Here is a 23,410-nt window from a genome sequence, read left to right on the forward strand (position 1 = left end):
ATCGCATAGCGCGCGGACGTTAAGGAGGCTCCACGGTGGTCGCGGCGGATGACGCCCCGAGCTACGCTCGCAAACTGGGCATCCAACCCGACCATGTTGTCCAGGAGTGGGGCTGGGACGAAGACACCGATGACGAGATCCGCGCCGCGGTAGAGGAAGCCTGCGGCAGTGAGCTGCTCGACGAAGACACCGACGAGGTCGTCGACGTCGTGCTGCTGTGGTGGCGTGACGGTGACGGTGACCTGGTGGACACCCTGATGGACGCGATCACCCCACTAGCCGAAGACGGCGTGATCTGGGTGCTGACGCCCAAGACCGGCAAACCCGGGCATGTGCTGCCGGCCGAAATCGCCGAGGCCGCCCCCACCGCCGGTCTGATGCCGACCTCGTCGGTCAACCTGGGGGACTGGAGCGCCAGCCGGTTGGTGCAGCCCAAATCCCGCGCCGGGAAGCGTTGATGCTGCCCGTCGGCACCGCCGCCCCGGATTTCACTTTGCGCGACCAGAATCAACAGCGGGTCACGCTGAGTTCCTATCGGGACGCCAAGAACGTGCTGCTGGTGTTCTTCCCGCTGGCCTTCACCGGGATCTGCCAGGGCGAGCTCGACCAGTTGCGCGACCACCTGCCCGACTTCGAGAACGACGACAGCGCGACGCTGGCCATTTCGGTGGGTCCGCCGCCCACGCACCGGGTCTGGTCGCTGGACAGCGGCTTCACCTTTCCGGTGCTGTCCGACTTCTGGCCGCACGGCGCGGTCAGCCAGAGCTACGGCGTGTTCAACGAGGACGCCGGCTACTCCAACCGCGGGACGTTCGTGGTCGACCGGTCGGGGATCATTCGCTTCGCCGAGATGAAACAGCCCGGGGAATCCCGCGATCAGCGGCTCTGGACCGACGCCCTGGCGGCCTTGCGGGCCTGATTTTGGGGACTTGGCGGTCGGGCGGGTAGCCTGCCCGCAGCAACGGGCGCGTAGCTCAGTGGTAGAGCTCTGGTTTTACACACCAGCGGTCGGCGGTTCGATACCGTCCGCGCCCACCAAAGTGATTGCAGGTCCCTCAGGCCGCGATCCGGTTGGGTTGGCAGGCAGGATCTAGTCCCTTTCCGGGCCAAGGCGGCCATTGCGACGTCATACCGTCGGTCTCGGCGCCTCCATGGCGCTCCGGTGTCAAATGGCGGGGCATTCCCTTGACCGCCTGAGCCGACGGCGGGCTGTCGCGCACGAGCCCCGAAGCGAAGTGAACCGCGGTGGCGAATTCGGATATCGGGTCGTGTGAAAGTCCACCGTAGATAGCTGCGAAGAAACCTTTGGCCACAGCATCAAGGCAATCGACTTCGAAACCGGCGATGCCGGAATGCGTGCCGCAGAATTCGACGGCCTTTCACGCGGCGCGGGGACCGATAACCAACGGGCCTGCAAACGTCCCAAAGACGGTCCGGCGAATCATTGCGACGTAGACCGTCTGCGGACCGGCGCGCAGCTACCACCAGCGGATTCATGCGGTATTTATGTTCCGTTTTTGTCTAGTATTTCGCATGCTGGATCATTTCTTCGCAAAAAGGATAACAGCTAACGCGAAGCAAGGACTCAGGAATTGTCCAACTCATCCCAAAACCGCGACGATACGATATTGACATGCCGTTAATTAGCGGCGAAACAATTGCTGGACACGCCATCCTACGGCTGGTTTACCCCGTTGCAGGGCGGGCCCCCGAATATCGTGCGGATCAAACCCGGGGGCCCACGGCGACGAAATCCTGGTGCGATTTCCGCCAGTCCCGCCCCGGGTGTCCGCAGCTCCTGTGTCTGGTCAGGCAACGCCACCCCACAGCTACCCACACCCGTGGCGTAGATGAATATTCACTGCCCGCCGTCTGACGGGCCCTAGCAGAACGAAGGTACTGCCATGTTTACCGGCATTACCAGGTCCACCGGCATCACCAGGCACAGCCACGTCGGCACTCTGGTTACCGCCACCCTGGTGCTAACCGGCGCTGCAATTCTGCGCGGCGGCGCAGCGGCGGCCGACTCGAACCAAGACGATCAGTTTCTCGCGCTCCTCGACCAAGAAGGCATCCCCGCCCTCGAAGGTGTTCCATACCTCATCGATACCGCCCACAAGGTTTGTCGGGCAGTAGACGCCGGCTTCTCGGGCAATGCCGTCGTGGACGCGATGGTGCAGTTTGCGTACAGCCAGGACCCGGCCGAGCGCAATTACGACCCGGGGCGCCTCGCGCGCACCGAGGCGCGATTCGTCACTGCCTCAGTGGGGGCCTACTGCCCGTACGATCGCGGCAAGATCGCTTCCCTGATCGCTAATCCCGCCTCGGCATGGAATGTGCCGACGCCCCCGGGGGACGCGCACGCGCACAATGCGGTCAGCTCAGCAGGCGCTGAGCTGGAATCGCCCACGGCGTCAACAACATTCACAACGCGGGCGCACTGGCAGGAATCGACGGGCGCGGGTGCGGTGCGACTGCCATCTTCGATGGACGGCGACGCGTGGGGGATGGCCCGAACCTTTGGCGACGGCGCGGGTTTCCGCGGGCGTGGCGCAGCGCTCGGTTCGCGGATTGGAGCGGTTCCCTCCGGAGAGGTGAATCGGCCGAACCCACCGCAACTTCCGGCACCACCGCCGCCGGTGGCGCATCTGCAGACGCCACCTGAGCCGATCGCGGCACCGCCTCGACCGCAGCGGGTGCCGCCGCCACCACAACACTCGCCGCCCCTTCCCAAGGTTGCTCCGCAGCCAGGGGCCGCACCAGGAGATGCCGGCGGCGGTAGCACCGGCGGTGACCTCCCAGCGGCGCCGCCGCCCGCGCCACCCGTGGCGTCCCCGCCGCCGCCACCACCCGCGCCGCCGGCGCCGCCAGCGCCGCCACCAACGCGACCCATGGCGCCGGGGTTTGTCAGGCTGGCGCCCTGAGACAGCGGTCGCGCGAGTCGCGAGCGTAAGGCCACTGCGAAAAATCGGTGCGGATTTCGCAGTGCACTTACGCTCGCGAGCGAAAGGTTCCCGGGGGCGTGCGCCGCCAGCGTCCGTGCGCGGGAGCACTATCAAATGCGTGAAACCGTTCCGCATCGACGTATCTGACGACGTACTCGACGATCTGCGCTCGCGGCTGGCCCGCACCCGATGGCCAGAGGCCGAATGCGTCGACGACTGGACCCAGGGGATGCCGTTGGCCTACACCCGCGAACTGGCCGAGTACTGGGCCAACGACTACGACTGGCGATCGCGGGAGGCCGCGCTCAACCGATTCGATCAGTTCACCACCGACATCGACGGCCTCGACATCCACTTCATCCACCAGCGCTCCCCGCACGCCGATGCCTTCCCGCTGGTGATCACGCACGGTTGGCCCGGCTCAATTGTGGAGTTCCACAAGGTGATCGAGCCGTTGACCAACCCGGCGTCCGGGCGCGCCGAGGACGCCTTTCACGTCGTCTGCCCGTCGCTGCCCGGCTATGGGTTCTCCGGCAAGCCCACCCACACCGGCTGGGGCGTGGAAAAGATCGCGCAGGCGTGGGAGACGCTCATGCTGCGCCTGGGCTATGACCGTTATGGCGCCCAGGGCGGCGACTGGGGCGCCGCAGTCACGACACAGATCGGCCGCAATGTCGGCCACTGCGCGGCAATCCACCTGAACATGCCGGTCGGCCGGCCCACCAGGGACTCGCTGACGAACCCGACCGAGGAGGAGCAGCGAGCGCTGGCCGGATTGGCGAACCACCGCAAGTGGGGCACCGGCTATTCCAAGCAACAGTCCACCCGGCCGCAGACACTGGGCTACGGCCTGGCCGATTCGCCCGTGGGGCAACTGGCCTGGATCGTCGAAAAGTTCTGGGACTGGGCCGATTGCGACGGGCACCCCGAGAACGCGCTCAGCCGCGATGAGCTGCTCGACAACGTGATGGTCTATTGGGTGACCAACACCGCCGCGTCCTCGGCCCGCCTGTATTGGGAAAGCTTCGCGGTGTGGGGCGGCGGGGATCGCGTCGAATTGCCCACGGGCGTCGCGGCTTTCCCCGCCGAGCTGCTCAAGGCGCCGCGCAGCTGGTGCGAGCCGGTCTACAACATCACCCACTGGACGGACATGCCGCGCGGCGGGCACTTCGCGGCGTTCGAACAGCCGGAGCTGTTCGTCGAGGACCTGCGCGCGTTCTTCGCGACGGTGCGCTGAGCCGATCAGCCGGGCGGGGCGAAGAACTCCGGTAACGCCCATAGATTCCGGTGTGAGACGCTGCCGAGGTGGTGGCGAGGCAGACCCGGATCGCGGGCGTGATGATCGGCTACCTGGCCGATCGGGCGCTGGGCGACCCGCGACGGGGCCACCCGGTCGCGCAGTTCGGCCGGGCCGCCGCCGCGCTGGAAAGCGTCACCTACCGGGACAGCCGAGCCGCGGGCGTCGTCCATGTCGGCGCCTTGATCGGGGCGGTGGGCCTGCTCGGCCTGGCGGTGCAACGGGCCGCCGGGTGTCACGGCCCGGCGTGGTCGACGGCGGCGATCGCCGCGGCCACGTGGGCCTCGCTGGGCGGAACCTCGTTGGCGCGCACCGGCCTGGCGATGTCGGAGCTGCTGGAGCGCGGCGACGTCGAGGCCGCCCGGGCGCTGCTGCCCTCGCTGTGTGGGCGTGATCCGGCCGCACTGGACGGCGCCGGCCTGACCCGCGCGTCGCTGGAATCGATCGCCGAGAACACCTCTGACGCCCAGGTGGCGCCGCTGCTGTGCGCGGCGGCCGGTGGCGTGCCCGCTGTGCTGGCGTATCGAGGCATCAACACCCTGGACTCGATGGTCGGCCATCGCTCACCGCGCTATCTCCGATTCGGTTGGGCCGCAGCGAGATTGGATGACGTGGCCAACTACGCCGCCGCGCGGGTGACCGCATCGCTGGCGGTCCTGCTGGCGCCGCTGGTCGGCGGGTCGCCGTCGGGTGCGGCGCGGGCCTGGCGCCGCGATGCCGGCCGCCATCCCAGCCCCAACGCCGGCGTCGTCGAGGCGTCCTTCGCCGGGGCGCTGGGCGTGCGGCTGGGCGGCCCCACCCAATACCGCCACGAGCTGCAGATCCGGCCCACCCTCGGCGACGGCCGGGCGCCGACGGTGACCGACCTGCGGCGCGCGGTGGCACTGTCGTCGCTGGTGCAGGCGGGCGCCGCGGTGCTGGCCGGCCTCTCGATCTACCTGTTCCGTTACCGCCGGCGGCCGTAGCGGTCGGCGAGTTTGGCCTCCACGGACTGCGGCGCCTCCGAAGCTTCGGGCCTGGGCGCCGTCTCCGGCGACGGCCGGTGTTGTTTCTCCTGGCGGCGGGCGCGGATCTCCGAGTAGGCGAAGTAGCCCAACCCGATGGGCGCAAGGATGCCGAACGCGATCCACTGGATGCCATAGGACAGGAACGGGCCGGCGTCCAGCTGCGGCACGCCGACCACTCCGAGCCCGCCGGGCTGACCGTCGATCAATTGCAGGTAGGACCCGGCCAGCGGCACTTTCGTCAGCACCGCGATCTGTTCGGTGTCGATCGAATACACCTGCTGCACACCGTCTCTGACGAACGGATCCTTATTCACGGGGGCCGTCTCGGAGTTACGCAGCCGCGCGGTGATGGTCACCGTCTGCGCCGGCGCCGGCGGGATGGGCGGAACGCGAGACCCCTCCAGGGGCCGCACGTAGCCGCGATCGACCAGGACGGTCGGTCCGCCGTCGACGACGAACGGCGTCAACACCTCGAACGCCGGCTTCGAATCGATCACCCGCAACCGGGCCAGCACCTGCACGCCGGGAAGGTAGTGCCCGGTGGCGTTGACCTGACGCCACTGAGCGCCGGTAGCCGCCGAGTTCTGCTGCGGCAGCAGCGTTTTCAACGCAACGGGCGCGGTGTTCAGCGAGGATTCGATCTGGCGGTTCTGCTGCGAGGTCCTGCTGTGCTTGCCGAGCTGCCAGGGCGCGAGCACCGTGAAGCACAGATACGCGAAGGCGACGACCACCAGCGCCAGCACTATCCAGCCCGGGCGCAGCAGAAAGAGCAAGCGGCGCATCAACCGGACCCGTTCTGCGCGAGCCGTTCATCGACCCAGTCGTGCAGGCCCGGCAGCGCGGCCTCGATGACGGTGTAGACGCGTTCGAAATCGGCAGTGTCGCCGTAGTAGGGGTCGTCGACATCGGGGGTGTGGGCGCCGGTGCGCGGATCGAAGGACCGCAGCATCCGGACCCGGTCCTCGTCGGCGCCCAGGTGCCGCAGCATCCGGGCGTGGTTGCGGTCGAGAGCCACCACCAGATCGGCGCCCAGGTGCTCGGCGTCGACCTGGGTGGCGCGGTGGTCGGTGGGGTAGCCGTGGGCGCGCAGCACGCCGGCCGCCCGCTCGTCGGCGCACTCACCGACGTGCCAGTTGCCGGTGCCGGCGCTGCTCACCCGGACCGCGTCGGCGAGGCCGCGCCGGCGCAGCTGGTCGGCGAACATCTTTTCGGCCATCACCGAACGGCAGATGTTGCCGGTGCACACGAACGTCACGTGCAGCGGCTCACGACTAGACACCCAGCGCCCTCCGTAGTTCGTCGATGGTCGCGGCGTGCGTCACGCCGGAAGCGTCCGGGCTGCCGCCGGCGGCGCGATCGGGAAAGTCGGCCCTGCCGTAGCCCCAGCCGACCACCACGGTGTCAATGCCGTGGGCGGCCGCGCCGTGCACGTCGTGGCTGCGGTCGCCGACCATCAGCACCCGCTCGGGCAGCGGCTCCAGCTGCGCCAGCGCGTGGGCCAGCACCTCGACCTTGGTCTTGCGCGAACCGTCGGGACTGGCGCCGGCGATGACCTCGAAGTGCTGGTCGAGCCCGAAGTGGGCCAGGATGCGCCGGGCCGTCGGCTCGAGCTTGGAGGTGGCCACCGCCAACCGGACACCGGCCGCACGCAGATCTGCCAGCAGGGCCTCGATCCCGTCGAAGAGCGCGTTCATCGCCCAGCCGCGGGCGCCGTACTCGGCGCGAAAGGCGGCGATCGCCTCCTCGGCGTCGTCACCGAGTTCCATGGCCCGGAAGGTGTCGTCCATCGGCGGGCCGACGATCTGCGCGACGAGGTCACCGGGTGGCACCGGGGCGCCGATGTGGTCGAGCGCATGCAGGAAGCTGGCGACGATCCCCTCCGCGGAGTCGGTCAGCGTGCCGTCGAGATCGAAGATCACCAGCTGCGCCCCCTTGGAGGTGGCGTCGCCGGGAGCCTGGCGATCGGCTGACGTTGTGCCTGTCACCTCACCATTGTCCTTGATGGCTGCGGCCGGGTGTGACGGTGTTGGTGATGCTCCGCCGGGCGGCATAGCCGGCGCACTAGTGTTTCACGGATGGCGAGTCTGAACCTGAGCCCGCCTGCGGCGCGCTATCACGGTGATCAGGCCGTCGCGCCCGGGATGCTGGATTTCGCCGTCAACGTCCGGCACGGCCGCCCACCGGAGTGGCTGCTGCGCCGGCTGGCCCAGCGGCTGCCCGACCTGGCGCGCTACCCGAGCGTCGACGACGTGCAGCGGGCGCAGGACGCGGCCGCCGAACGACACGGCCGGACCCGCGACGAGGTGTTGCCGCTGGCCGGGGTGGCCGAGGCATTCGTCCTGCTGGGCAACCTGCGCTCGCAGCGGGCGGCGGTCATCGCGCCGGCGTTCACCGAGCCGGCCGTCGCGCTGACCGCGGCCGGGGTGCCGGTGCACCACGTCGTGCTGGAGCCGCCGTTCGGCCTGGCCGGTGCGGCGGTGCCGGACGACGCCGACCTGGTCGTGGTGGGTAATCCGACCAACCCCACCTCGGTGCTGCACACCCGGGCTCAGCTGCTGGCGTTGCGCCGGCCCGGCCGGATCCTGGTGGTCGACGAGGCGTTCGCCGACTCGATTCCCGGCGAGCCGCAATCGCTGGCCGGTGACGCGCTGCCCGACGTGCTGGTGCTGCGCAGCTTGACCAAGACCTGGGCGCTGGCCGGGTTGCGGGTGGGCTATGCGCTGGGTTCGCCGGAGGTGCTGGCGCGGCTGACCGCGCAGCGGGCGCACTGGCCGGTGGGGACGCTGCAACTGACGGCCATCGCCGAGTGCTGCAGCCGGCGCGCCGTGACCGACGCGGCGACCGGGGCGGCGCGATTGGCCCGGCTGCGCGCCGACATGGTGGCCGGCCTGGTCTCGGCGGGCGCCGACGTGGTCGATGGCGAGGCCCCGTTCGTGCTGTTCCGCACGCCCGACGCGGTCCAGATACGAAAGCGTCTGCATGACAGGGGAATTGCGATTCGCCGCTGTGATACGTTCGTCGGCTTGGACGAGCGGTACCTGCGGGCCGCGGTGCGCCGCGAGTGGCCGCAGTTGGTGCAGGCTATTTCGGAGGCGGTCGCGGTGGAGGGCATCGGGGGGCAGCGGTGAGCGTGAAGCTGGCCGATGTCATCGCCGTCCTCGATGAGGCCTACCCACCGCGGCTCGCTGAATCGTGGGATTCGGTGGGCCTGGTGTGCGGCGACCCCGACGACGAGTTGGAGTCGGTGACCGTCGCTGTCGACGCGACGCCGGCGGTCGTCGACGAACTGCCCTGGGCGAGCCTGCTGCTGGCCCATCATCCGCTGCTGTTGCGCGGGGTGGACACCGTGGCGGCCAGCACGCCCAAGGGTGCGCTGATACACCGGCTGATCCGGTCCGGGCGTTCGTTGTTCACCGCGCACACCAATGCCGACTCGGCCTGCCCCGGCGTCTCCGATGCGCTGGCCGCGGCCCTGGGCCTCACGGTCGAGGCCGTGCTCGAACCGGCATCGGGAACGCCCCACCTGGACAAGTGGGTGGTCTACGTGCCCGGGGAGAACGCCGAAGCGGTGCAGGCGGCGGTGTTTGCGGCCGGGGCCGGCCACATCGGCGACTACTCGCACTGCAGCTGGACCGTCAGCGGCATCGGGCAGTTCCTGCCGCACGAAGGCGCCTCGCCCGCCGTGGGCAGCGTCGGGAACGTCGAACGGGTGGCCGAAGACCGGTTCGAGGTCGTCGCCCCCGCACGTTGCCGGGCGGCGGTGCTGGCGGCGATGCGCGCCGCCCATCCCTACGAGGAGCCCGCCTTCGACATCCTCGCGCTGGTGCCCCCGCCGAGCGACGCCGGGCTGGGCCGCATTGCGACGCTGGCACGCCCGGAACCGTTGCGCGACTTCGTCTCCCGCGTCAGAGCCGCGCTGCCGCCGACATCGTGGGGAGTGCGGGCGGCGGGCGATCCCGACTCGCCGGTGTCGCGGGTCGCCGTCTGTGGCGGCGCCGGGGATTCGTTGCTGACCGCCGTGGCAAGTGCCGGCGTGCAGGCCTACGTGACGGCCGACCTGCGCCACCATCCGGCCGACGAGCATCGCCGTGCCTCGGATGTGGCCTTGATCGATGTGGCACATTGGGCAAGTGAATTCCCTTGGTGTGAACAGGCCGCCGGCTTGCTGCGGTCGCGTTTCGGTGCGGAGCTCCCGGTGCGGGTGAGCTCGATTCGCACCGACCCTTGGAATGTCGAGCAGGTTGGCAACGAGTCCGGGGGTGACGGATCATGAAAGCAGAAGTGGCACAGCAGCGTTCGCTGCTTGAATTGTCGAAATTGGATGCCGAGCTGTCCCGGATCGCGCACCGGGCGAAGCATCTACCGGAACAAGAAGCGTGCGAGCGGTTGCAGGTGGAGTTCGAGGCGGCCGGTGACCGGTTGGCCACGGTCCGCATCGCCTTGGAAGACATCGACGCCCAGGTAGCGCGGCTCGAGGCGGAGATCGATGCGGTCCGCCAGCGCGAGGACCGCGACCGCTCGCTGCTGCAGTCGGGAGCGACCGACGCCAAGCAACTGTCCGATCTTCAGCACGAGCTGGAGACCTTGCAGCGTCGTCAAACCAGCCTGGAGGACTCGCTGCTGGAGGTGATGGAACGTCGCGAGGAGCTGCAATCCCAGCTGGACGGTGAGCAGCAGACACTCACGTCACTGGAGGCCGAGATGGCCAGCGCCCGACAGGCTCTCGACGCGGCGGTCGCCGAAATCAGCGAGGCCCGCGAGCTTCAGTCGTCGCGGCGCGACTCGCTGAGCGCCGCCCTGGATCCGGCGCTGTCCGCCCTCTACGAACGCCAGCGTGCCGGGGGAGGCGCGGGCGCCGGGCAGCTGCTGGGGCGCCGGTGCGGGGCCTGCCGCCTCGAGATCGACCGCGGCGAGCTGTCCCGCATCTCGGCGGCCGCCGAAGACGAAGTGGTGCGCTGCCCGGAATGCGGCGCGATCCTGCTGCGGGTCACGGGATTCGATCAGTGAAAGTCATCATCGAAGCCGACGGCGGATCACGCGGCAACCCCGGGCCGGCCGGATACGGTGCGGTGGTGTGGACCCAGGACCGCACCGCCGTGCTGGCGGAGGCCAAGCAAGCCATCGGCCGGGCAACCAATAATGTCGCCGAATACCGGGGCCTGATAGCCGGTTTGGACGACGCTTTGAACCTGGGTGCCACCGAGGCCGCGGTGTACCTGGATTCCAAGCTGCTGGTGGAACAGATGTCCGGGCGGTGGAAGGTCAAGCACCCGGACCTGATCGAACTGCACGCGCAGGCCCGAAGCCGAGCGGCACGGTTCGCCGAGATCAGCTACTCGTGGATTCCGCGGGAGCGCAACACGCACGCCGATCGGTTGGCCAACGAGGCGATGGACGCCGCGGCCCAGGCCACCGGCGCGACGGAAGGCCTCGAGCCGGCCCAACGTTCCGACCCGGTGGACCAGCCCGAACCGCCAGCCGCCGCCACTGTCGCATCCCCACCGGCGCCCGGCTGGACCGGCGCGCGCGGCACCCCGACGCGGCTGCTGTTGCTGCGGCACGGCCAGACCGAGCTGTCGGTGCAGCGCCGCTACTCGGGTCGCGGCAACCCGGCGCTGACCGAGGTGGGGCACCGCCAGGCCGATGCGGCGGCGCGTTATCTGGCGCAGCGCGGCGGGATTTCGGCGGTATTCGCCTCACCGCTGCAACGGGCCTACGACACCGCGGCGGCCGCCGCCAAGGCGCTGGGCCTGGATGTGACCGTCGACGACGACTTGATCGAGACCGACTTCGGGAAATGGGAGGGGCTGACGTTCGCCGAGGCCGCCGAGCGCGACCCCGAACTGCACGGTCGCTGGCTGCGCGACACCAGCACCGCACCGCCGGGCGGGGAGAGTTTCGACGCGGTGGCCGACCGGGTGTCGAGCGTCCGCGACCGGATCATCGCCGCACACCAGGGCACGACGGTGCTGTTGGTGTCGCACGTGACACCCATCAAAATGCTGCTGCGCCAGGCGCTGGACGCCGGACCCGGCATCCTGTACCGGCTGCACCTCGACCTGGCGTCGTTGAGCATCGCCGAGTTCTACTCCGACGGAGCGTCTTCGGTGCGGTTGGTCAACCAGACGGCGTATCTGACCGGCTGAGAACACCATCGGTTCAAGGCGTCGCCGCCGACGGTGGACCACAGCGTCACGCCGGCAGTGCTTCGCCGCGGTAGTCGCCAAAGGACCACAGGTTACCTTCCGGATCGCGAACGGTGAATTCAAGTGCGCCATAATCGGTTTCGGCGAGAGGGCGCACGACGTCGGCCTTGTGTTGCAGGACCCGTTCGTAGAGCGCGTCGCGATCGGACGTGACGATGTATCCGCCGGCGGTGCCGGGTTCGCGGCACCATTGGGCGCCGGGCTTGTAACTACCCAGCATGATGCCGCCGTATCCGTGTGGCCAGTTCAGTTGCGCATGATCCACGATTTCGCCTTGCCCGTAGCGCGCTGCGAGGGCGAAGCCGAACGTGTCGACGTAGTAATCGATCAGCTTGGGTGCGTCATGGGCCTGCAATGTCAACCAGACGGTCGGATTCGAAGCGGTCATGCTCCCAGTCTGCGTTGAACGAGTGGCCGCCGTCTTGAATGTTTCGGAACTCTTCGGCCAGCCACTGTCGTGGCGGCACACCGGCGAACCGGCCGAATTCGCGGGTCAGATGCGCCTGGTCGGAGTAGCCGGTGGCGGTCGCGACTCGTGCAAGATCGACGCGGCCGTACCGGCGTGCCGACTCGGCGATCTGCGCCGTCGCGTTCTGGAATCGCATGAGCATCGCCACCGTCTTCGGTGAGTGACCGACCTCCCGGCGAAACAACGTCGTCAGGTGCCGCGTCGTCAGGCCGACCGCTTCGGCCAGGCCGGCGACCGGTGCCATGCCCTGGCTGCGCTCCAGCAGCTGCCAGGCATACGCGAGGTCGGGACGCACGGTGACGCCGTCCCGCCGTCGTCGTGCATCGATGAGGTATTCGGCCACCAGCGCGAACGCGTCGGGCCACCCGTGAGGTTCGGTCAGCCGATCGTGCAGTTCGACGGCGCCACGGCCCAATACGGCCGTCGCGTCGTAGTCGGCGGTGAGGAGCTCGGCGCTCGGTACGCCGAACAGCGCACGGGCTGCGAGCGGATGCACCGCCAGCTGCACGCCGGCCTGGCCGCGCCGTTGCCGCACGTGACTCGCCTGCACGTGCAGGCCGGCGAGGAGAAGCGGATTGGGTCGGGCGACCGCGAGCGCGTCGGCGGTGTCACCGGCTTCCACCCCGTCGTCGCGGCTGACGATGAAGGTCAACGCCGAGGACGGCATGCCGCGGTGGACGCCGTCGGGAACGTCGAGCGCCCGGTATCCGACCATCGAGACGACACCGGGCGCGATGCGCGGCGCCGCCACGGCGTATTCCCAAACCCGATCCACCACGCCACGCTAACGCCGCGCCGGCCGAACGCGAAGGCCGCGGGCGAAAAGGCCGTTGAGCCACAGCGCTGATCAACTGTGCAGGTGGAGCCGCTCGCCGTGGGGTCCGAAGATCACGATGGCCTCCACCGGCCCGTCCAGCACGCCGAACCAGTGCGGCGTCCACGTCGAGAACTCGACGGCTTGGCCCGGATCGATGGCGAAGTCACGGTCGCCCAGGATGAGCCGCAGCCGGCCGGACAGCACATACATCCAGTCCTGGCCCTCGTGCACCGGCAGCTCGGCGGGCGGCGTGCGGCGCCGCGCGCTGACCCGGATCTTGAACGCGTGCAGGCCACCGGCCGGGCCCTGACGGGTCAGCGGCCAATAGGTCACACCGTGGTGGGTGTGTGCGGTGCCACGCACCCGCGGATCGGGCGTCGGCGGCGTCTGCAACAGGTCGTCGGTGCTGACCGACAAGGCCCGGGCAAGCCGCGGCAGGTGATCCAATGCGAGCCGGCGTTTTCCGGATTCCAGCCGGCTGAGCGTGGACACGTCGATGCCGGCGCGCTCGCCGACCTCGTGCAGCGTCAGGCCGCGCTGCACGCGCAGTTCACGCAGTCGCCGGCGCACCAGGAGGTCGATGTCGGGCGTGGTTTTTGCCTGCATGGCAATTCAGCTTGGCAAAAGAAGTGCCGGGTAGGCAAGCTTGCGACGTGGACAATTCGTGCAAAACTGATGACGCCCAGCGGTTCTGGGAGGAGCGCTACCGATCGATGGAGCGGGTGTGGAGCGGACGGGTCAATCCCCGGCTGGCCGAGGTGGCCGCCGGCCTGCCGGTGGGCCGGGCCCTCGACCTGGGCTGCGGGGAAGGGGCCGACGCGCTGTGGTTGGCCGAGCGCGGCTGGGAGGTGGTGGCCGTCGATATCTCGGCCACCGCGCTGCGGCGCGCCACCGACGCGGCGTCGGCGCGGAACTTGCTTGCACACATCGACTTTCAACGACACGATCTCAACGAGAGCTTTCCCGAAGGGACCTTCGACCTGGTCTCCGCGCAGTATCTGCACTCACCGGCGCGACTGGAGCGCGACGGGGTGCTGCAACGCGCGGCCGAGCGGGTGAACCGTGGCGGTGTGCTGCTGATCGTCGACCATGGAGCGCCTCCGCCGTGGGCGGAGCATCACGATCACCACTTCGCCGGTGTCGAGGAGGTACTCGCTTCGCTGCGGCTGGACCCGCCGCGCTGGACGCGGCTGCGAACCGAGGCCGTCGAGCGCGAAATGGTCGGTCCGAACGGGGAAGTCGCAACGACGGCCGACAACCTGATGGTCTTGCGGCGAACCGGCTAGCAACGGCTACGCCGCGTCGTGAAAGATCAGCCCCATCGCGTAGCGCTCGCCGGAGCGGACGACCGAGACGCCGTGGCGCACCGGCGCCGCGGACCAACCCCGGGCCGAGGGCACCGGTCGTTCCCGGGTAGTGAAAACGTACCCGTAACCCTGCGGCAGTTGTGTTGCCATGCCTCGGGATTGGGCACGCAGCCGTTGTTCGACGAGCAAGAATTCGCCGCCGGTGTAGTCGGTGTCGGGGTTGCTCAAGTTGATGACAACCTGTAGCGGGAAGACCAAGTCCCCGTACAGATCCCGATGCAACGCGTTCCAGTCGCCCGCCCCGTATTTCAGCATCAGGGCAGTGGATCGGCTCTGGCCGGCGGCATGACAGGTCGCCAGCCAATCGTCGAGGCTGTCCGGCCACGGTGCGTCCCGGCCGAGCTTGCCCCACCAGTCACGCGCTATCGGCAGCAACCGGGGATAGAGGGCCTGCTTGAGCGGTTCGATCGGGTCGGGGTAGGGCGCGTGAAAATAGCGGTATTGGCCGGCGCCGTAGCGTTTGGGCGCCATGTCGATGGTCGACCGAAACAGGTCGTCGTCGGCGTAGAGCTTGCGCAGCCGGGCCGCTTCCGTGGGCGTGACCAGCCGGGGCAGCAGCGCGCCCCCGTACTCGTCGACAGCGGCGGCGATGGCATCCCAATCGCCGCGGTCGACACGCTTTTGCCACTGCTCCATCAGGTCCACGATAGAGCCGCGCGAGCCATCGTTGCTGGCCCCGGCATGTCGCAGGTAGTACCGTGGATCGTCGCGGACGAGTTGGCCGGGCGGCCGCGGACCGTCGCAAGCGGTTCGAGGAAAGTCCGGACTTCACAGAGCAGGGTGATTGCTAACGGCAATCCGAGGTGACTCGCGGGAAAGTGCCACAGAAAACAGACCGCCACCCTCGCGGTGGTAAGGGTGAAACGGTGCGGTAAGAGCGCACCAGCATCCCGGGTGACCGGGGTGGCTAGGCAAACCCCACCCGAAGCAAGGCCAAGAAGGCCGCACCGCAAGGTGTGGCCGCGCAGGCGTTCGAGGGCTGCTCGCCCGAGCCTGCGGGTAGGCCGCTCGAGGCACCCGGTGACGGTGTGTCCAGATGGATGGTCGCCGCCCCGCCGCCGTTGCTCATGCGCGGCGGCGGGGAACAGAATCCGGCTTACAGGCCAACTCGTCCGCCTTCAGCGTGGCGCCCACGCATCCGGCTGATACCTCCGTCCGCAATGCGGCAGTGGAGGGCCGGTTACGCGAAAAGGACTGATTCCGGGGGTGCGGACTTTCGGACCCAAAAGTCCCGACAAAGCTGGCCCTCCTGCCCGTACAGGGGGAATGCATCGCAATTACCTTGGTATCTGTGCATGGGGTTATCGCGTTTGTCGATGCAAGCCTGGTAGGCAGCCGGATCGGTGATGCTTGCGCATGGATCGTCGGCCTGCGCTTGCGCCGCCGGAACGCAGAGGGGTGCCAGTCCCACGGCGGCCAGCGCCGCCACGCCCATTACTGACCGCTTCATCAGTCCGTCCTTCCCGATCCCCGGACGACATAGATCGGCTGTGAAACAAAAGAACCGGCTATGGGAAGTCTAGCTCGGTGACGTGCCTGATCCCGGCAATACTCATTCTGCTTGCGGCGCTGAGGAACCCGCGCGGCGGGCCTTCGCTCATCCGCCTGACGGAGGCGGCCGCATGATGGTGCCGGGGATGGGCGGTCCATAGCCCTTCTCGTCGGGCTTATCCCGCTGGGCCTTGCGCGCTCCCGGTGGCATCGGCGGGACGAACATCGGGATCAGTGGAGTGCCGTCGGCTGCTGTTGCCACCAACGGCGCCTCTGCGGCCGCCAGCTGAATCGGGGAGGTGACCGCCGAAGGCGGGACCACCAGGTTACCGACGTACATTCCGCTGCCCAGCGAAGCGGTGACGGAAGTTTCCATTGCACTGGTCTCGGCGGCGGCCGCTGCGGGAGCGTAGAAGTTGGGAGCCCCTCCCACGGCCTCGGGGCCGGTGAGGTTGTACGCGATAGCGAGGTTGCGGGGAGTGGGGGCCAGAACGTCTGGGAACTGGCCGGGGAAGAGGTCATGACCTCCGGTGAACACGCTGAGGGCGTTGAACGGGAACCCGCTCGAGACGAATTGGCCCACCTGGTTAAGTAAGGCCGAGATGGTGGGGTTGGAGAAGAACGGATCCGTGGGAAGGTTGAGGGCCGGGGGATCGGCAGCGGCTGCAGGCGTGGCTGCCGCCCTGGCCACCGCGGCCGTCTGAACCGCGGGTGCGTTCTGGTTGGTCATCGGCGATGGGGGCGCGAACGTCGGCATCGCCATGGTCTGCAGGCTGGTCGCCTGATAGCCGAGCATGGCCGTCGTGTTAGCCGCCCACATCTGCAGGTATTGGGCCTCGGTGGCGGCGATGGCGGGGAAGTTGACGCCGAAGATGTTTGTCGCGATCAGATGGGCCAGCAGCGTGCGGTTGGCAGTGACCACGCTCGGATGCACCACGGCCGCCTGGGTGACGGCAAACGCGCTGACCATGGCGTCCGCCGCCACCGACATGTGAGTGGCCTGCAGAGAGGTGGTGTGCATCCACGCGACGTAGGGCAGCGTGGATGCGGTCATCGCCGTCGCCGATGGTCCCTGCCAGGGAATGGCGGCCACGATGGCGGCGTAGTTGGCGGCCGTTTGCCCCAGCTCGATCGCCAGCTGCCGCCAGGCGTCGGCGGCGGTGAGCAACGACCCGGGCCCCGGCCCTGAATGAATCAGCGCTGAAGTGATCTCGGGAGGAGCCCAGAAGTCCACGGCTACCCCGTCAAAATTCGGCGTCCGTGGTGTCGATGTTGGGCATACAGGTCCGCGCCGCGCTGGCTCTCACCCAACGACCGATGTCGAGTCCCACCTGCCGGCCCCCTCGGTGACGTTCGTGTTTGCTGCGTGGCCGATTCGTCGATTGGGAGCCTACGCCCGCGCGGTTACTCACACCGAAAATCCAAAGATTCACCTGGTCAGCTCGCCGCGTTCATCGGGTGGTGCAACCGATGCCGTCAGTTCTAATGCCCCGCGTTGCGGACCGCCTTGGCGAGTTTGCGCAGGGCGTCGTCGAGTTGGTCGCGGCAGCGCTCGGCCAGGTCGGCCTCCCGCTGATACAGCAGCCCGTAGGTGAAGGTGTCCTCGCCGGCGGCGTGCGCGGTTTCGGCCTCCTGCCGCAGATGCTCGCGGCTGACGACGCTGTCTTGGTGATCGCCGAGCAACGACTGGACCGCCTTGGCCCGTTCGGACACCTTCGCCGCGCCGGTGGCGGAGGCGGTGTAGCGAAGTCGCTTGGCCCGCTTGCGGATCCGGTGTATCGCCTCGTCGCGTTGGTGTGGGTCGTCCGGGTGCTCGCGGTCGACCTGGGCGGCGGCCCGCTGCGCCTTGCGGACCTTCTTGTAGGCGGCATCGATGGTCACCGGCGCCGGTTCCTGGGCCGTGGCGGCGCCAGGGGTTTGGGCCACTATCAGGTCGAGGGAGTCCAGCAGGCGGAAGTACCGCTGCGAGCGCATGGCGATCAATGACCGCCGCAGCCCGGTCTGGTAGCGCCGCCGAGCGCCCCCGACCAGACGTTCGCGCACCGGCCCTCGCACCAATTCCGGTGCGAGGCTGTCCAAATCGTGTTCGTATCGCTCGGCGAGCACCTCGGCGTCGCGGGCCACACCCAGGATTCCGGCGAGCTCACGCAACTCGTCTAAGACCCACCCTTCCTCGGGCAGCCCGAACGAGTCCTGGTAATCGCGCAGCAGGCTGCGCAGCTTGCGGGTGGTCACCCGCATCTGGTGAATGGCGTCGTAGGCGTCGGCGCGCACCGCGCGATCCCACACCACAAGCTCGCGAACTTGCTCGGCGATCGCGCGCTGCAGCGGATCGTCGGACGGCGCAGCGCCGTTGGGCGAGGGCGTGGTGGCCAGCACCCGGGCCAGCTTGGAGCCGTGCCCCGCCGGCGCGGCCCCGGCGTCCAGCAGCCGATTGGTCAACCGGTTCAGCAGCTCCACCCCGGCCGTGCCGTTGGCCAGCCCACTCGCCTCGAGGAGCTCCAATTCCCACTCGCGCCATTCCTGTTCGGTCGGCGCCGAGTCGGTGTCCTCGGATCCCCGCGTGGACCACGCCGTGACATGGTCGTTGCTGAACTCGGCCAGCGCGGTGCCCGCGGCGTCGTACAGGACCTGGCTCTCGCGCTGAGTGGTGATTCGCGCGACGGGCTGCAGCGGACGGTCGCGGACAATTGCCAGCACCACGTCCGTCAACTCCTCGGGCACCGAATCGTTTCCGCCCGATGCGTCCAGCGGAAGGCGGACCTCGGTTCGGGCGTCGGGACCGGCCGGCAGCTTCAAATGCCATCCCGCGTCGGAGCCCCCGGTACGGCGGCGCAGGGTGATCTTGTTGCGCGCCAAATCGTGGATGGGCGTGTCGAAGTACGTCGCATCGAGGGTTTGCGTCGGCGACTTCTCGACGTGGGCAACCGCGGCGATCCCTTCGAACGAGGGTGACACGGTGGATTCGCTCACGTCGAACTTGCGCTCGACCTCGAGATGACGCGAGGGTTGCGACGCTTTTGCAGGCATCTTCGGCTCCACTGAGGGCCGGGCGGGCGCGTTGGGCGCGGCACCGCGGCCGTGAACACGATGGACGGGGGGAATGGGCACCCATAGCCTGCCATACCGAAGTGGCCAGACCGCCGCGGATCGGCGCCGGTGAGTGCGGCGCCCGTCGCGGCCGCCGCTAGGGCGGCGGGGGAGGAGGCGGCGCGTCGTCCTCCGGCAGCGGCGCATAAGCGGCCGGCGGCGGGACATAGCGTTCGATGTTGTCCGCAATGTTGGTGCATCCGCTGACCGAGATGCGCCGGCCCCCGCCCACACACACGGTCGCCTCCGCGCGATCGGCGGAGTGCACCACGACGAGGATTCCCGGAGTCGCGGCAAAGCCCGCGAACACCAGCACTGCGGCAAACCAGCGGCGCCGATTCATCTGCGGCCTCCTTCCTGCCACCACAAGCATTCTGCCGTCGCGGCCCGACGTGCGGGTCGAGATCGAAGAATGCCTCAAATTTCTTTGCCGGCTGATTAGCGCATGCGCGGCGAAGAAACCTTTTATGGTTTGCGGTAGGGATAACGGCCGCGGTTGCGGATGCCCGACGAAGGAGCGTTTCCATGGTGTCTTTTATTCGCCCGGCAGCCCGAGTCGTTGCCGGCGCAATGGCGGCCGGCGCGGTCAGTCTGGCAACGCTTTTCGCGACGGCGGGTTCGGCAGCCGCGGACTGGCCGATGGACGATCCGGAACCGGCACCGTCGTCGCAACCGAATTGCACGGCGGCCGACCTTGCCCAGGTATCGTCCGGCGTTGCCGCGGCGACCTCGGCGTATCTGTTCACGCACCCGGACGTCAACGCGTACTTCACCAGCTTGAAGGGGCAGCCCCGTGACGATATGCGCGCGCAGCTGAAGCAATACATGGATGCCAACCCGCAGACCCATGCCGACCTGGAGGGCATTCGCCAGCCGCTGACCGACTTCCAGGATCGGTGCCGCTGACCGGTCGCCTCAGCCCGGCGGTGGTGGCGGCGGTTGCAGGTGCATCGCCAGGTCACTCAGTTGCAGGATCGTCTGGATCTCGGTGTCGCGGAACGGCCGCCCGTCAGGGCCCAGCAGGTCGTGAAACCATTCCTGCGGCATCGCGGGGTCGGGGTTCGGCTGATCCCAGGAATCCCACGGGAAGTAGGTCTGCGTCTTGCCGGCGACCAGTCCCCAGTTGAACGCGCCGACGCCGGCACGCTTGGCGATCGGCAGGATGCTTTGCACCGTGCTGCCCAGCGGCCGGGCCATGTACTCGGTGCACAGAATGGGGCGGCCCAGCGGAACCAGTTCCGCGATGCGGCTTTCGAACTCCGCCGGCTCGGCGTAGGAGTGAAACGTGATCACGTCGGAGTTGTCCAGCTGGATGCCGCTGATGACGCTGCGGCTACCCGGGTCGACCCACTCGCCGTGCCAGACCCCGCTGGTCAACGGCTGGCAAGGGTCAACCAGCCGCGCCCACTCGAACACCTGGGGCAGCAGCTGGGCGACAAGATCAACCTTGTCTCTGCGCTCGACCGAGGCGTAGGCGTTCGCGGGGTTGTCGGGCTCGTTCCACAGGTCCCAGCCCAGGATGCGATCGTCCGTGCGGAACTGCGTCAGGACTCCCGTGACGTAGCCGCGCATGGTGGGCAGGTAGCCGCGATCGTCGAGGCGCGCCGCCCCCGGGCTTTGCACCCAGCCGGAGTTGTGGATGCCGGGCCGCGGCGCGCGCTGCGGACCGGCCTGGGGAAACGGATCCCAGCACGAATCGAACAGGACGAACAGCGGTTTGATGCCGCGGCGGGCGGCGATGTCGACGAACTGGGCCAGACGGCCCTGGAACCCGCGAGAGTCCTGGGCCCAGAGCTGATCGTGCAGGAAGACCCGGATCGCGTTGAACCCGTTGGTGCGCGCCCAGCCCAATTCGGTGTCGATGCGCCGGGGGTCGAAGGTTTCACGCTGGAACATCTCCAGCTGATTGATGGCGTTGGAGGTGATGTAGTTCGCGCCGACCGGCCAGCCCTGCGCCTGATACCAGCGGTTGGCGCGCTCGGGCGACCACCGGCTTGCCTGCGGCGAGGTGCGAGGCGGTGGTTCCGCGGACGCGCGTGGTGTGTGGGCCAGCGCCATGCCTCCCGCCAGTAGCAGCGGTAAGGCCAACACCGCTCGACGGTGCACCAAGTCACCGCGATTCCCCCGGTCGATGTGGTCCACCCCTGCTCGTCAGAGTTAGTCTCTGCGAGCAATCGTACAGCCCTGTACCGCAACGCTTTTCAGCGGTTTCGCGGTGACGGCAATAACGTCGTCAACCAGGTGCGACGCGCAGACGGACGGCCTTAGCGCGCAAATAGCGGGGTCGATCGGCGGTGGATCAGAAGCAGTGCTCGTCGGCGGGGAACGCCCCGCCGGCCACCTCTTGCGCATATTGCGTTGCGGCCCGGCGCAATTCCGTGCCGATGTCGGCGAACCGCTTGACGAAGCGGGCGGCCTTACCGCTGCTCATACCGGCCATGTCCTGCCAGACCAGGACCTGGGCGTCGCAGTTGGGTCCGGCCCCGATCCCGACGGTGGGGATGGTCAGCTTGCCGGTGATCTGGGTGGCCAATTCGGCCGGCACCATCTCCATGACGACGGAGAACGCGCCGGCCTCGGCCACGGCGATCGCGTCGTGCACCGTCTGCTCAGCGGCGTCACCGCGGCCCTGCACCCGGAACCCGCCCAGGCCGTTGACACTTTGCGGGGTGAACCCGATGTGCGCCATCACCGGGATGCCGGCGGCGGTCAGGCAGGCGATCTGCTCGGCGACCCGCTCGCCGCCCTCGAGCTTGACCGCGTGTGCGCCGCCCTCCTTCATGAACCGGGTGGCGGCGGCCAGCGCGGCGGCCGGCCCGGCCTCGTAGCTGCCGAACGGCAGGTCGGCGACGACCAGCGCGTGCGGGGCGCCCCGGACCACGCCGCGCACCAGCGGAATCAACTCGTCGATCGAGACGGGCACGGTGGTGTCATAGCCGTACACCACGTTGGCCGCCGAGTCGCCGACCAGCAGCACCGGGATGCCGGCCTCGTCGAAAATGCGGGCGGTCGAATAGTCGTAGGCCGTCAGCATGGCCCACTTGTGGCCTTCGGCCTTCATCTTCTGCAGGTGATGGATGCGGATCTTGGTCCGCGGCTTTTCGGGCTGCGCGGGGGAGTTGACACCGTAAACGTTGTGCTCAGACATCATTGTCCCTAATGGTGGTCGGTTCGATCCTCGTGGCCGCCAGGATTCGTCCTGACTGGTCCCCGGGTTCGTTTGACTACCCGATTCTGCCATTTCTTTTGCGCAGTTGCACCGCCGCGGTGGTGTGAGACATACCATTCGCGCATGCAGCGGCTGAGCGGGCTGGACGCCAGCTTCTTGTACCTGGAGACGTCGTCACAGCCCCTGCATGTGTGTTCGATCGTCGAGCTGGACACGTCGACGGTGCCGGGCGGTTACACGTTCGACCGGCTGCGCGACGCCTTGGCGCTGCGCATCAAGGCGATTCCGGCGTTCCGCGAAAGGCTCGCCAACAGTCCGCTGAATCTCGACCACCCGGTCTGGGTGGACGACGAGGAATTCAATATCGATCGCCACCTGCACCGCATCGCGCTCCCGGCGCCGGGAGGGCGGTTCGAGCTCTCCGAGATCTGCGGCCACATCGCCGAGAGGCCGCTGGACCGCGGCCGGCCGCTATGGGAGATGTGGGTCATCGAGGGCGTGGCCGGCACGGATTGCCACCGGGACGGGCGGCTGGCGGTGATGACCAAGGTGCACCACGCCGGCGTCGACGGGGTGACCGGCGCCAACCTGATGTCGCAGCTGTGTGCGACCGAGGCCGACGCCCCGGCCCCGGAACCGGCCGAGGGCGTCGGCGGGGCTCATGGGTGGCAGATCGCGGCCGGCGGGCTGGTCCGCTTCGCGGCCCGGCCCCTGCACCTGGCCAACGTGGTACCCGACACCGTCTCGTCGGTGCTCGCCACGGTGCGACGGGCCCGCGACGGCCTGACCATGGCCCGCCCGTTTGCGGCGCCGGCAACCGTGTTCAACGCCCGGATCAGTGACCGTCGCAACGTCGCCTATGCCGAATTGGATATCGACGACATCAAAGCGGTGAAGGACCATTTCGGCGTCAAAGTCAACGACGTGGTGATGGCATTGGTCTCCGGGGTGCTTCGCCAATACCTGACCGACCGAAACGAATTGCCGGATTCGTCACTGGTGGCGTCGGTGCCGGTTTCGGTGCACGGCAAATCCGACCGGCCGGGCCGCAATCAGGTGTCGGCGATGTTTTCCAGTCTGCATACCCAAATCAGCGATCCGGTGGTACGCCTGAAAGCCATCGCCCGGGCGAATTCGGTTGCCAAAGAACACAGTTCAGCTATCGGCGCGTCGTTGCTGCAGGATTGGACGCAATTCGCCGCGCCGGCGGTTTTCGGCATCGCGATGCGGCTCTATGCCAGAACCCGATTCACCGACAGCATGCCGGTACACAATTTGGTGGTCTCCAACGTGCCGGGACCGCAGGTTCCGCTGTACATGCTGGGCTGCGAAGTCAAATCGATGTATCCGTTGGGGCCGATATTTCACGGCTCGGGACTCAACATCACCGCAATGTCGCTGCGGGGCAAACTCGACATCGGCCTGCTTTCCTGCCCGGATCTGCTGCCGGACTTGTGGGATATTGCCGACGAGTTCCCGGTGGCGATGGAAGAGCTGCTCGCGCTCGCGCGGTAGGTCCGGTGGCGGTGCCGCTAATCAGGATCTCAGGTTT

General features: G+C 68.3%; 24 protein-coding genes, 1 tRNA gene and 1 other RNA gene. 14 read left to right on the forward strand and 12 right to left on the reverse strand.

Going from position 1 to position 23,410, the window contains the following annotated elements:
* Positions 1-35 precede the first annotated feature (35 nt).
* The 6 genes from ACIUM1_RS25060 to ACIUM1_RS25085 all read left to right on the forward strand — a co-directional run bounded on the left by ACIUM1_RS25060 (position 36) and on the right by ACIUM1_RS25085 (position 5,207).
* Complete coding sequence (locus ACIUM1_RS25060) at positions 36-458, forward strand: DUF3052 domain-containing protein (protein ID WP_406815167.1); 423 nt, start codon at positions 36-38, stop codon at positions 456-458.
* Positions 458-919, forward strand: a complete 462-nt coding sequence (locus ACIUM1_RS25065; RefSeq protein ID WP_406815168.1) for a peroxiredoxin — start codon at positions 458-460, stop codon at positions 917-919. The genes ACIUM1_RS25060 and ACIUM1_RS25065 overlap by 1 nt, the downstream gene beginning before the upstream one ends.
* A gap of 44 nt (positions 920-963) precedes the next feature.
* Positions 964-1,038: transfer RNA gene (locus ACIUM1_RS25070), tRNA-Val, on the forward strand.
* A gap of 866 nt (positions 1,039-1,904) precedes the next feature.
* Positions 1,905-2,924, forward strand: a complete 1,020-nt coding sequence (locus tag ACIUM1_RS25075; protein ID WP_406815169.1) for a DUF732 domain-containing protein — start codon at positions 1,905-1,907, stop codon at positions 2,922-2,924.
* Between the two features lie 139 nt (positions 2,925-3,063).
* Complete coding sequence (locus tag ACIUM1_RS25080) at positions 3,064-4,182, forward strand: epoxide hydrolase family protein (protein WP_406815170.1); 1,119 nt, start codon at positions 3,064-3,066, stop codon at positions 4,180-4,182.
* A 101-nt stretch (positions 4,183-4,283) separates the two neighbouring features.
* Entirely contained in the window at positions 4,284-5,207 is a 924-nt protein-coding gene (locus ACIUM1_RS25085) for a cobalamin biosynthesis protein (RefSeq protein WP_406817855.1), read from the forward strand.
* Here the strand turns inward: ACIUM1_RS25085 and ACIUM1_RS25090 are convergent.
* Genes ACIUM1_RS25090 through ACIUM1_RS25100 form a run of 3 tightly spaced genes read right to left on the reverse strand, consistent with a single transcriptional unit; the run spans position 5,189 to position 7,234 of the window.
* Complete coding sequence (locus ACIUM1_RS25090; RefSeq protein ID WP_406815171.1) at positions 5,189-6,031, reverse strand: SURF1 family protein; 843 nt, start codon at positions 6,029-6,031, stop codon at positions 5,189-5,191. The two genes, ACIUM1_RS25085 and ACIUM1_RS25090, sit on opposite strands and share 19 nt — an antisense overlap.
* Positions 6,031-6,465, reverse strand: a complete 435-nt coding sequence (locus ACIUM1_RS25095) for a low molecular weight protein-tyrosine-phosphatase (RefSeq protein WP_406817856.1) — start codon at positions 6,463-6,465, stop codon at positions 6,031-6,033. The genes ACIUM1_RS25090 and ACIUM1_RS25095 overlap by 1 nt, the downstream gene beginning before the upstream one ends.
* A gap of 55 nt (positions 6,466-6,520) precedes the next feature.
* The gene (locus ACIUM1_RS25100) at positions 6,521-7,234 is read right to left on the reverse strand and encodes an HAD-IA family hydrolase (RefSeq protein ID WP_406815172.1); all 714 of its coding nucleotides are present in this window, start codon (positions 7,232-7,234) and stop codon (positions 6,521-6,523) included.
* A 90-nt stretch (positions 7,235-7,324) separates the two neighbouring features.
* Here ACIUM1_RS25100 and cobC point away from each other — a divergent pair, with 90 nt between their 5' ends.
* From cobC to ACIUM1_RS25120, 4 genes are read left to right on the forward strand one after another with little or no spacing between them, the layout of a single operon-like run.
* The gene (cobC, locus tag ACIUM1_RS25105) at positions 7,325-8,377 is read left to right on the forward strand and encodes an Rv2231c family pyridoxal phosphate-dependent protein CobC (RefSeq protein WP_406815173.1); all 1,053 of its coding nucleotides are present in this window, start codon (positions 7,325-7,327) and stop codon (positions 8,375-8,377) included.
* Positions 8,374-9,522, forward strand: a complete 1,149-nt coding sequence (locus ACIUM1_RS25110; protein WP_406815174.1) for a Nif3-like dinuclear metal center hexameric protein — start codon at positions 8,374-8,376, stop codon at positions 9,520-9,522. The genes cobC and ACIUM1_RS25110 overlap by 4 nt, the downstream gene beginning before the upstream one ends.
* On the forward strand, positions 9,519-10,256 hold the full coding sequence (locus tag ACIUM1_RS25115; protein WP_406815175.1) for a zinc ribbon domain-containing protein: 738 nt from the start codon (positions 9,519-9,521) through the stop codon (positions 10,254-10,256). The genes ACIUM1_RS25110 and ACIUM1_RS25115 overlap by 4 nt, the downstream gene beginning before the upstream one ends.
* Positions 10,253-11,395: a bifunctional RNase H/acid phosphatase gene (locus tag ACIUM1_RS25120; RefSeq protein ID WP_406815176.1), complete on the forward strand. Its 1,143-nt coding sequence runs from the start codon at positions 10,253-10,255 to the stop codon at positions 11,393-11,395. The genes ACIUM1_RS25115 and ACIUM1_RS25120 overlap by 4 nt, the downstream gene beginning before the upstream one ends.
* Before the next feature lie 46 nt (positions 11,396-11,441).
* Here ACIUM1_RS25120 and ACIUM1_RS25125 read toward each other — a convergent pair whose 3' ends face one another.
* From ACIUM1_RS25125 to ACIUM1_RS25135, 3 genes are all read right to left on the reverse strand, one after another.
* Positions 11,442-11,843, reverse strand: coding sequence for a VOC family protein (locus ACIUM1_RS25125; protein ID WP_406815177.1), 402 nt, complete (start codon positions 11,841-11,843; stop codon positions 11,442-11,444).
* The gene (locus tag ACIUM1_RS25130) at positions 11,797-12,639 is read right to left on the reverse strand and encodes a helix-turn-helix domain-containing protein (RefSeq protein WP_406817857.1); all 843 of its coding nucleotides are present in this window, start codon (positions 12,637-12,639) and stop codon (positions 11,797-11,799) included. The genes ACIUM1_RS25125 and ACIUM1_RS25130 overlap by 47 nt, the downstream gene beginning before the upstream one ends.
* A gap of 132 nt (positions 12,640-12,771) precedes the next feature.
* Positions 12,772-13,347, reverse strand: coding sequence for a helix-turn-helix domain-containing protein (locus ACIUM1_RS25135; protein ID WP_406815178.1), 576 nt, complete (start codon positions 13,345-13,347; stop codon positions 12,772-12,774).
* Between the two features lie 107 nt (positions 13,348-13,454).
* Here ACIUM1_RS25135 and ACIUM1_RS25140 point away from each other — a divergent pair, with 107 nt between their 5' ends.
* A complete protein-coding gene (locus ACIUM1_RS25140; protein WP_406817858.1) occupies positions 13,455-14,027 on the forward strand; it encodes a class I SAM-dependent methyltransferase in 573 nt (190 codons plus the stop codon).
* Between the two features lie 6 nt (positions 14,028-14,033).
* On the opposite strand, the gene ACIUM1_RS25145 is transcribed toward ACIUM1_RS25140, so the two are convergent.
* Entirely contained in the window at positions 14,034-14,744 is a 711-nt protein-coding gene (locus ACIUM1_RS25145; RefSeq protein WP_406815179.1) for a 2OG-Fe(II) oxygenase, read from the reverse strand.
* 77 nt (positions 14,745-14,821) lie between these two features.
* Here ACIUM1_RS25145 and rnpB point away from each other — a divergent pair.
* Positions 14,822-15,223: RNase P RNA component class A (gene rnpB, locus ACIUM1_RS25150), an RNA gene on the forward strand.
* 482 nt (positions 15,224-15,705) lie between these two features.
* Here rnpB and ACIUM1_RS25155 read toward each other — a convergent pair.
* From ACIUM1_RS25155 to ACIUM1_RS25165, 3 genes are all read right to left on the reverse strand, one after another.
* Positions 15,706-16,833 carry a PPE family protein gene (locus tag ACIUM1_RS25155; RefSeq protein WP_406815180.1) on the reverse strand — a complete coding sequence of 376 codons (1,128 nt, stop codon included), beginning with the start codon at positions 16,831-16,833 and terminating at the stop codon, positions 15,706-15,708.
* Positions 16,834-17,081: 248 nt separating this feature from the next.
* Positions 17,082-18,629, reverse strand: coding sequence for a CHAD domain-containing protein (locus tag ACIUM1_RS25160; RefSeq protein WP_406815181.1), 1,548 nt, complete (start codon positions 18,627-18,629; stop codon positions 17,082-17,084).
* A 157-nt stretch (positions 18,630-18,786) separates the two neighbouring features.
* Complete coding sequence (locus tag ACIUM1_RS25165; protein ID WP_406815182.1) at positions 18,787-19,032, reverse strand: hypothetical protein; 246 nt, start codon at positions 19,030-19,032, stop codon at positions 18,787-18,789.
* 182 nt (positions 19,033-19,214) lie between these two features.
* Between ACIUM1_RS25165 and ACIUM1_RS25170 the strand changes: the two genes are divergently transcribed.
* Positions 19,215-19,595, forward strand: coding sequence for a heme-binding protein (locus ACIUM1_RS25170; RefSeq protein WP_406815183.1), 381 nt, complete (start codon positions 19,215-19,217; stop codon positions 19,593-19,595).
* Between the two features lie 9 nt (positions 19,596-19,604).
* On the opposite strand, the gene ACIUM1_RS25175 is transcribed toward ACIUM1_RS25170, so the two are convergent.
* Positions 19,605-20,795, reverse strand: a complete 1,191-nt coding sequence (locus ACIUM1_RS25175) for a 1,4-beta-xylanase (RefSeq protein ID WP_406815184.1) — start codon at positions 20,793-20,795, stop codon at positions 19,605-19,607.
* Between the two features lie 193 nt (positions 20,796-20,988).
* Positions 20,989-21,837 (reverse strand): 3-methyl-2-oxobutanoate hydroxymethyltransferase, encoded by an 849-nt coding sequence (gene panB, locus ACIUM1_RS25180; protein ID WP_406815185.1) that lies wholly within the window; start codon positions 21,835-21,837, stop codon positions 20,989-20,991.
* Positions 21,838-21,981: 144 nt separating this feature from the next.
* Here panB and ACIUM1_RS25185 point away from each other — a divergent pair, with 144 nt between their 5' ends.
* The gene (locus tag ACIUM1_RS25185; protein WP_406815186.1) at positions 21,982-23,373 is read left to right on the forward strand and encodes a WS/DGAT/MGAT family O-acyltransferase; all 1,392 of its coding nucleotides are present in this window, start codon (positions 21,982-21,984) and stop codon (positions 23,371-23,373) included.
* Positions 23,374-23,410 lie beyond the last annotated feature (37 nt).

Source organism: Mycobacterium sp. M23085 (assembly GCF_045343915.1).
Taxonomy (GTDB): Bacteria; Actinomycetota; Actinomycetes; order Mycobacteriales; family Mycobacteriaceae; genus Mycobacterium.

What these genes read in the sequence shown, in the direction of transcription:
- ACIUM1_RS25065 (WP_406815168.1), top strand. Translation starts at nt 458, where the DNA reads ATGCTGCCCGTCGGCACCGCCGCCCCGGATTTCACTTTGCGCGACCAG.
- ACIUM1_RS25075 (WP_406815169.1), top strand. Translation starts at nt 1,905, where the DNA reads ATGTTTACCGGCATTACCAGGTCCACCGGCATCACCAGGCACAGCCAC.
- ACIUM1_RS25085 (WP_406817855.1), top strand. Translation starts at nt 4,284, where the DNA reads ATGATCGGCTACCTGGCCGATCGGGCGCTGGGCGACCCGCGACGGGGC.
- ACIUM1_RS25090 (WP_406815171.1), bottom strand. Translation starts at nt 6,031, where the DNA reads ATGCGCCGCTTGCTCTTTCTGCTGCGCCCGGGCTGGATAGTGCTGGCG.
- ACIUM1_RS25095 (WP_406817856.1), bottom strand. Translation starts at nt 6,465, where the DNA reads ATGGCCGAAAAGATGTTCGCCGACCAGCTGCGCCGGCGCGGCCTCGCC.
- cobC (WP_406815173.1), top strand. Translation starts at nt 7,325, where the DNA reads ATGGCGAGTCTGAACCTGAGCCCGCCTGCGGCGCGCTATCACGGTGAT.
- ACIUM1_RS25115 (WP_406815175.1), top strand. Translation starts at nt 9,519, where the DNA reads ATGAAAGCAGAAGTGGCACAGCAGCGTTCGCTGCTTGAATTGTCGAAA.
- ACIUM1_RS25125 (WP_406815177.1), bottom strand. Translation starts at nt 11,843, where the DNA reads ATGACCGCTTCGAATCCGACCGTCTGGTTGACATTGCAGGCCCATGAC.
- ACIUM1_RS25130 (WP_406817857.1), bottom strand. Translation starts at nt 12,639, where the DNA reads ATGGTCGGATACCGGGCGCTCGACGTTCCCGACGGCGTCCACCGCGGC.
- ACIUM1_RS25135 (WP_406815178.1), bottom strand. Translation starts at nt 13,347, where the DNA reads ATGCAGGCAAAAACCACGCCCGACATCGACCTCCTGGTGCGCCGGCGA.
- ACIUM1_RS25140 (WP_406817858.1), top strand. Translation starts at nt 13,455, where the DNA reads ATGGAGCGGGTGTGGAGCGGACGGGTCAATCCCCGGCTGGCCGAGGTG.
- ACIUM1_RS25145 (WP_406815179.1), bottom strand. Translation starts at nt 14,744, where the DNA reads ATGGAGCAGTGGCAAAAGCGTGTCGACCGCGGCGATTGGGATGCCATC.
- ACIUM1_RS25160 (WP_406815181.1), bottom strand. Translation starts at nt 18,629, where the DNA reads ATGCCTGCAAAAGCGTCGCAACCCTCGCGTCATCTCGAGGTCGAGCGC.
- ACIUM1_RS25165 (WP_406815182.1), bottom strand. Translation starts at nt 19,032, where the DNA reads ATGAATCGGCGCCGCTGGTTTGCCGCAGTGCTGGTGTTCGCGGGCTTT.
- ACIUM1_RS25170 (WP_406815183.1), top strand. Translation starts at nt 19,215, where the DNA reads ATGGTGTCTTTTATTCGCCCGGCAGCCCGAGTCGTTGCCGGCGCAATG.
- panB (WP_406815185.1), bottom strand. Translation starts at nt 21,837, where the DNA reads ATGTCTGAGCACAACGTTTACGGTGTCAACTCCCCCGCGCAGCCCGAA.
- ACIUM1_RS25185 (WP_406815186.1), top strand. Translation starts at nt 21,982, where the DNA reads ATGCAGCGGCTGAGCGGGCTGGACGCCAGCTTCTTGTACCTGGAGACG.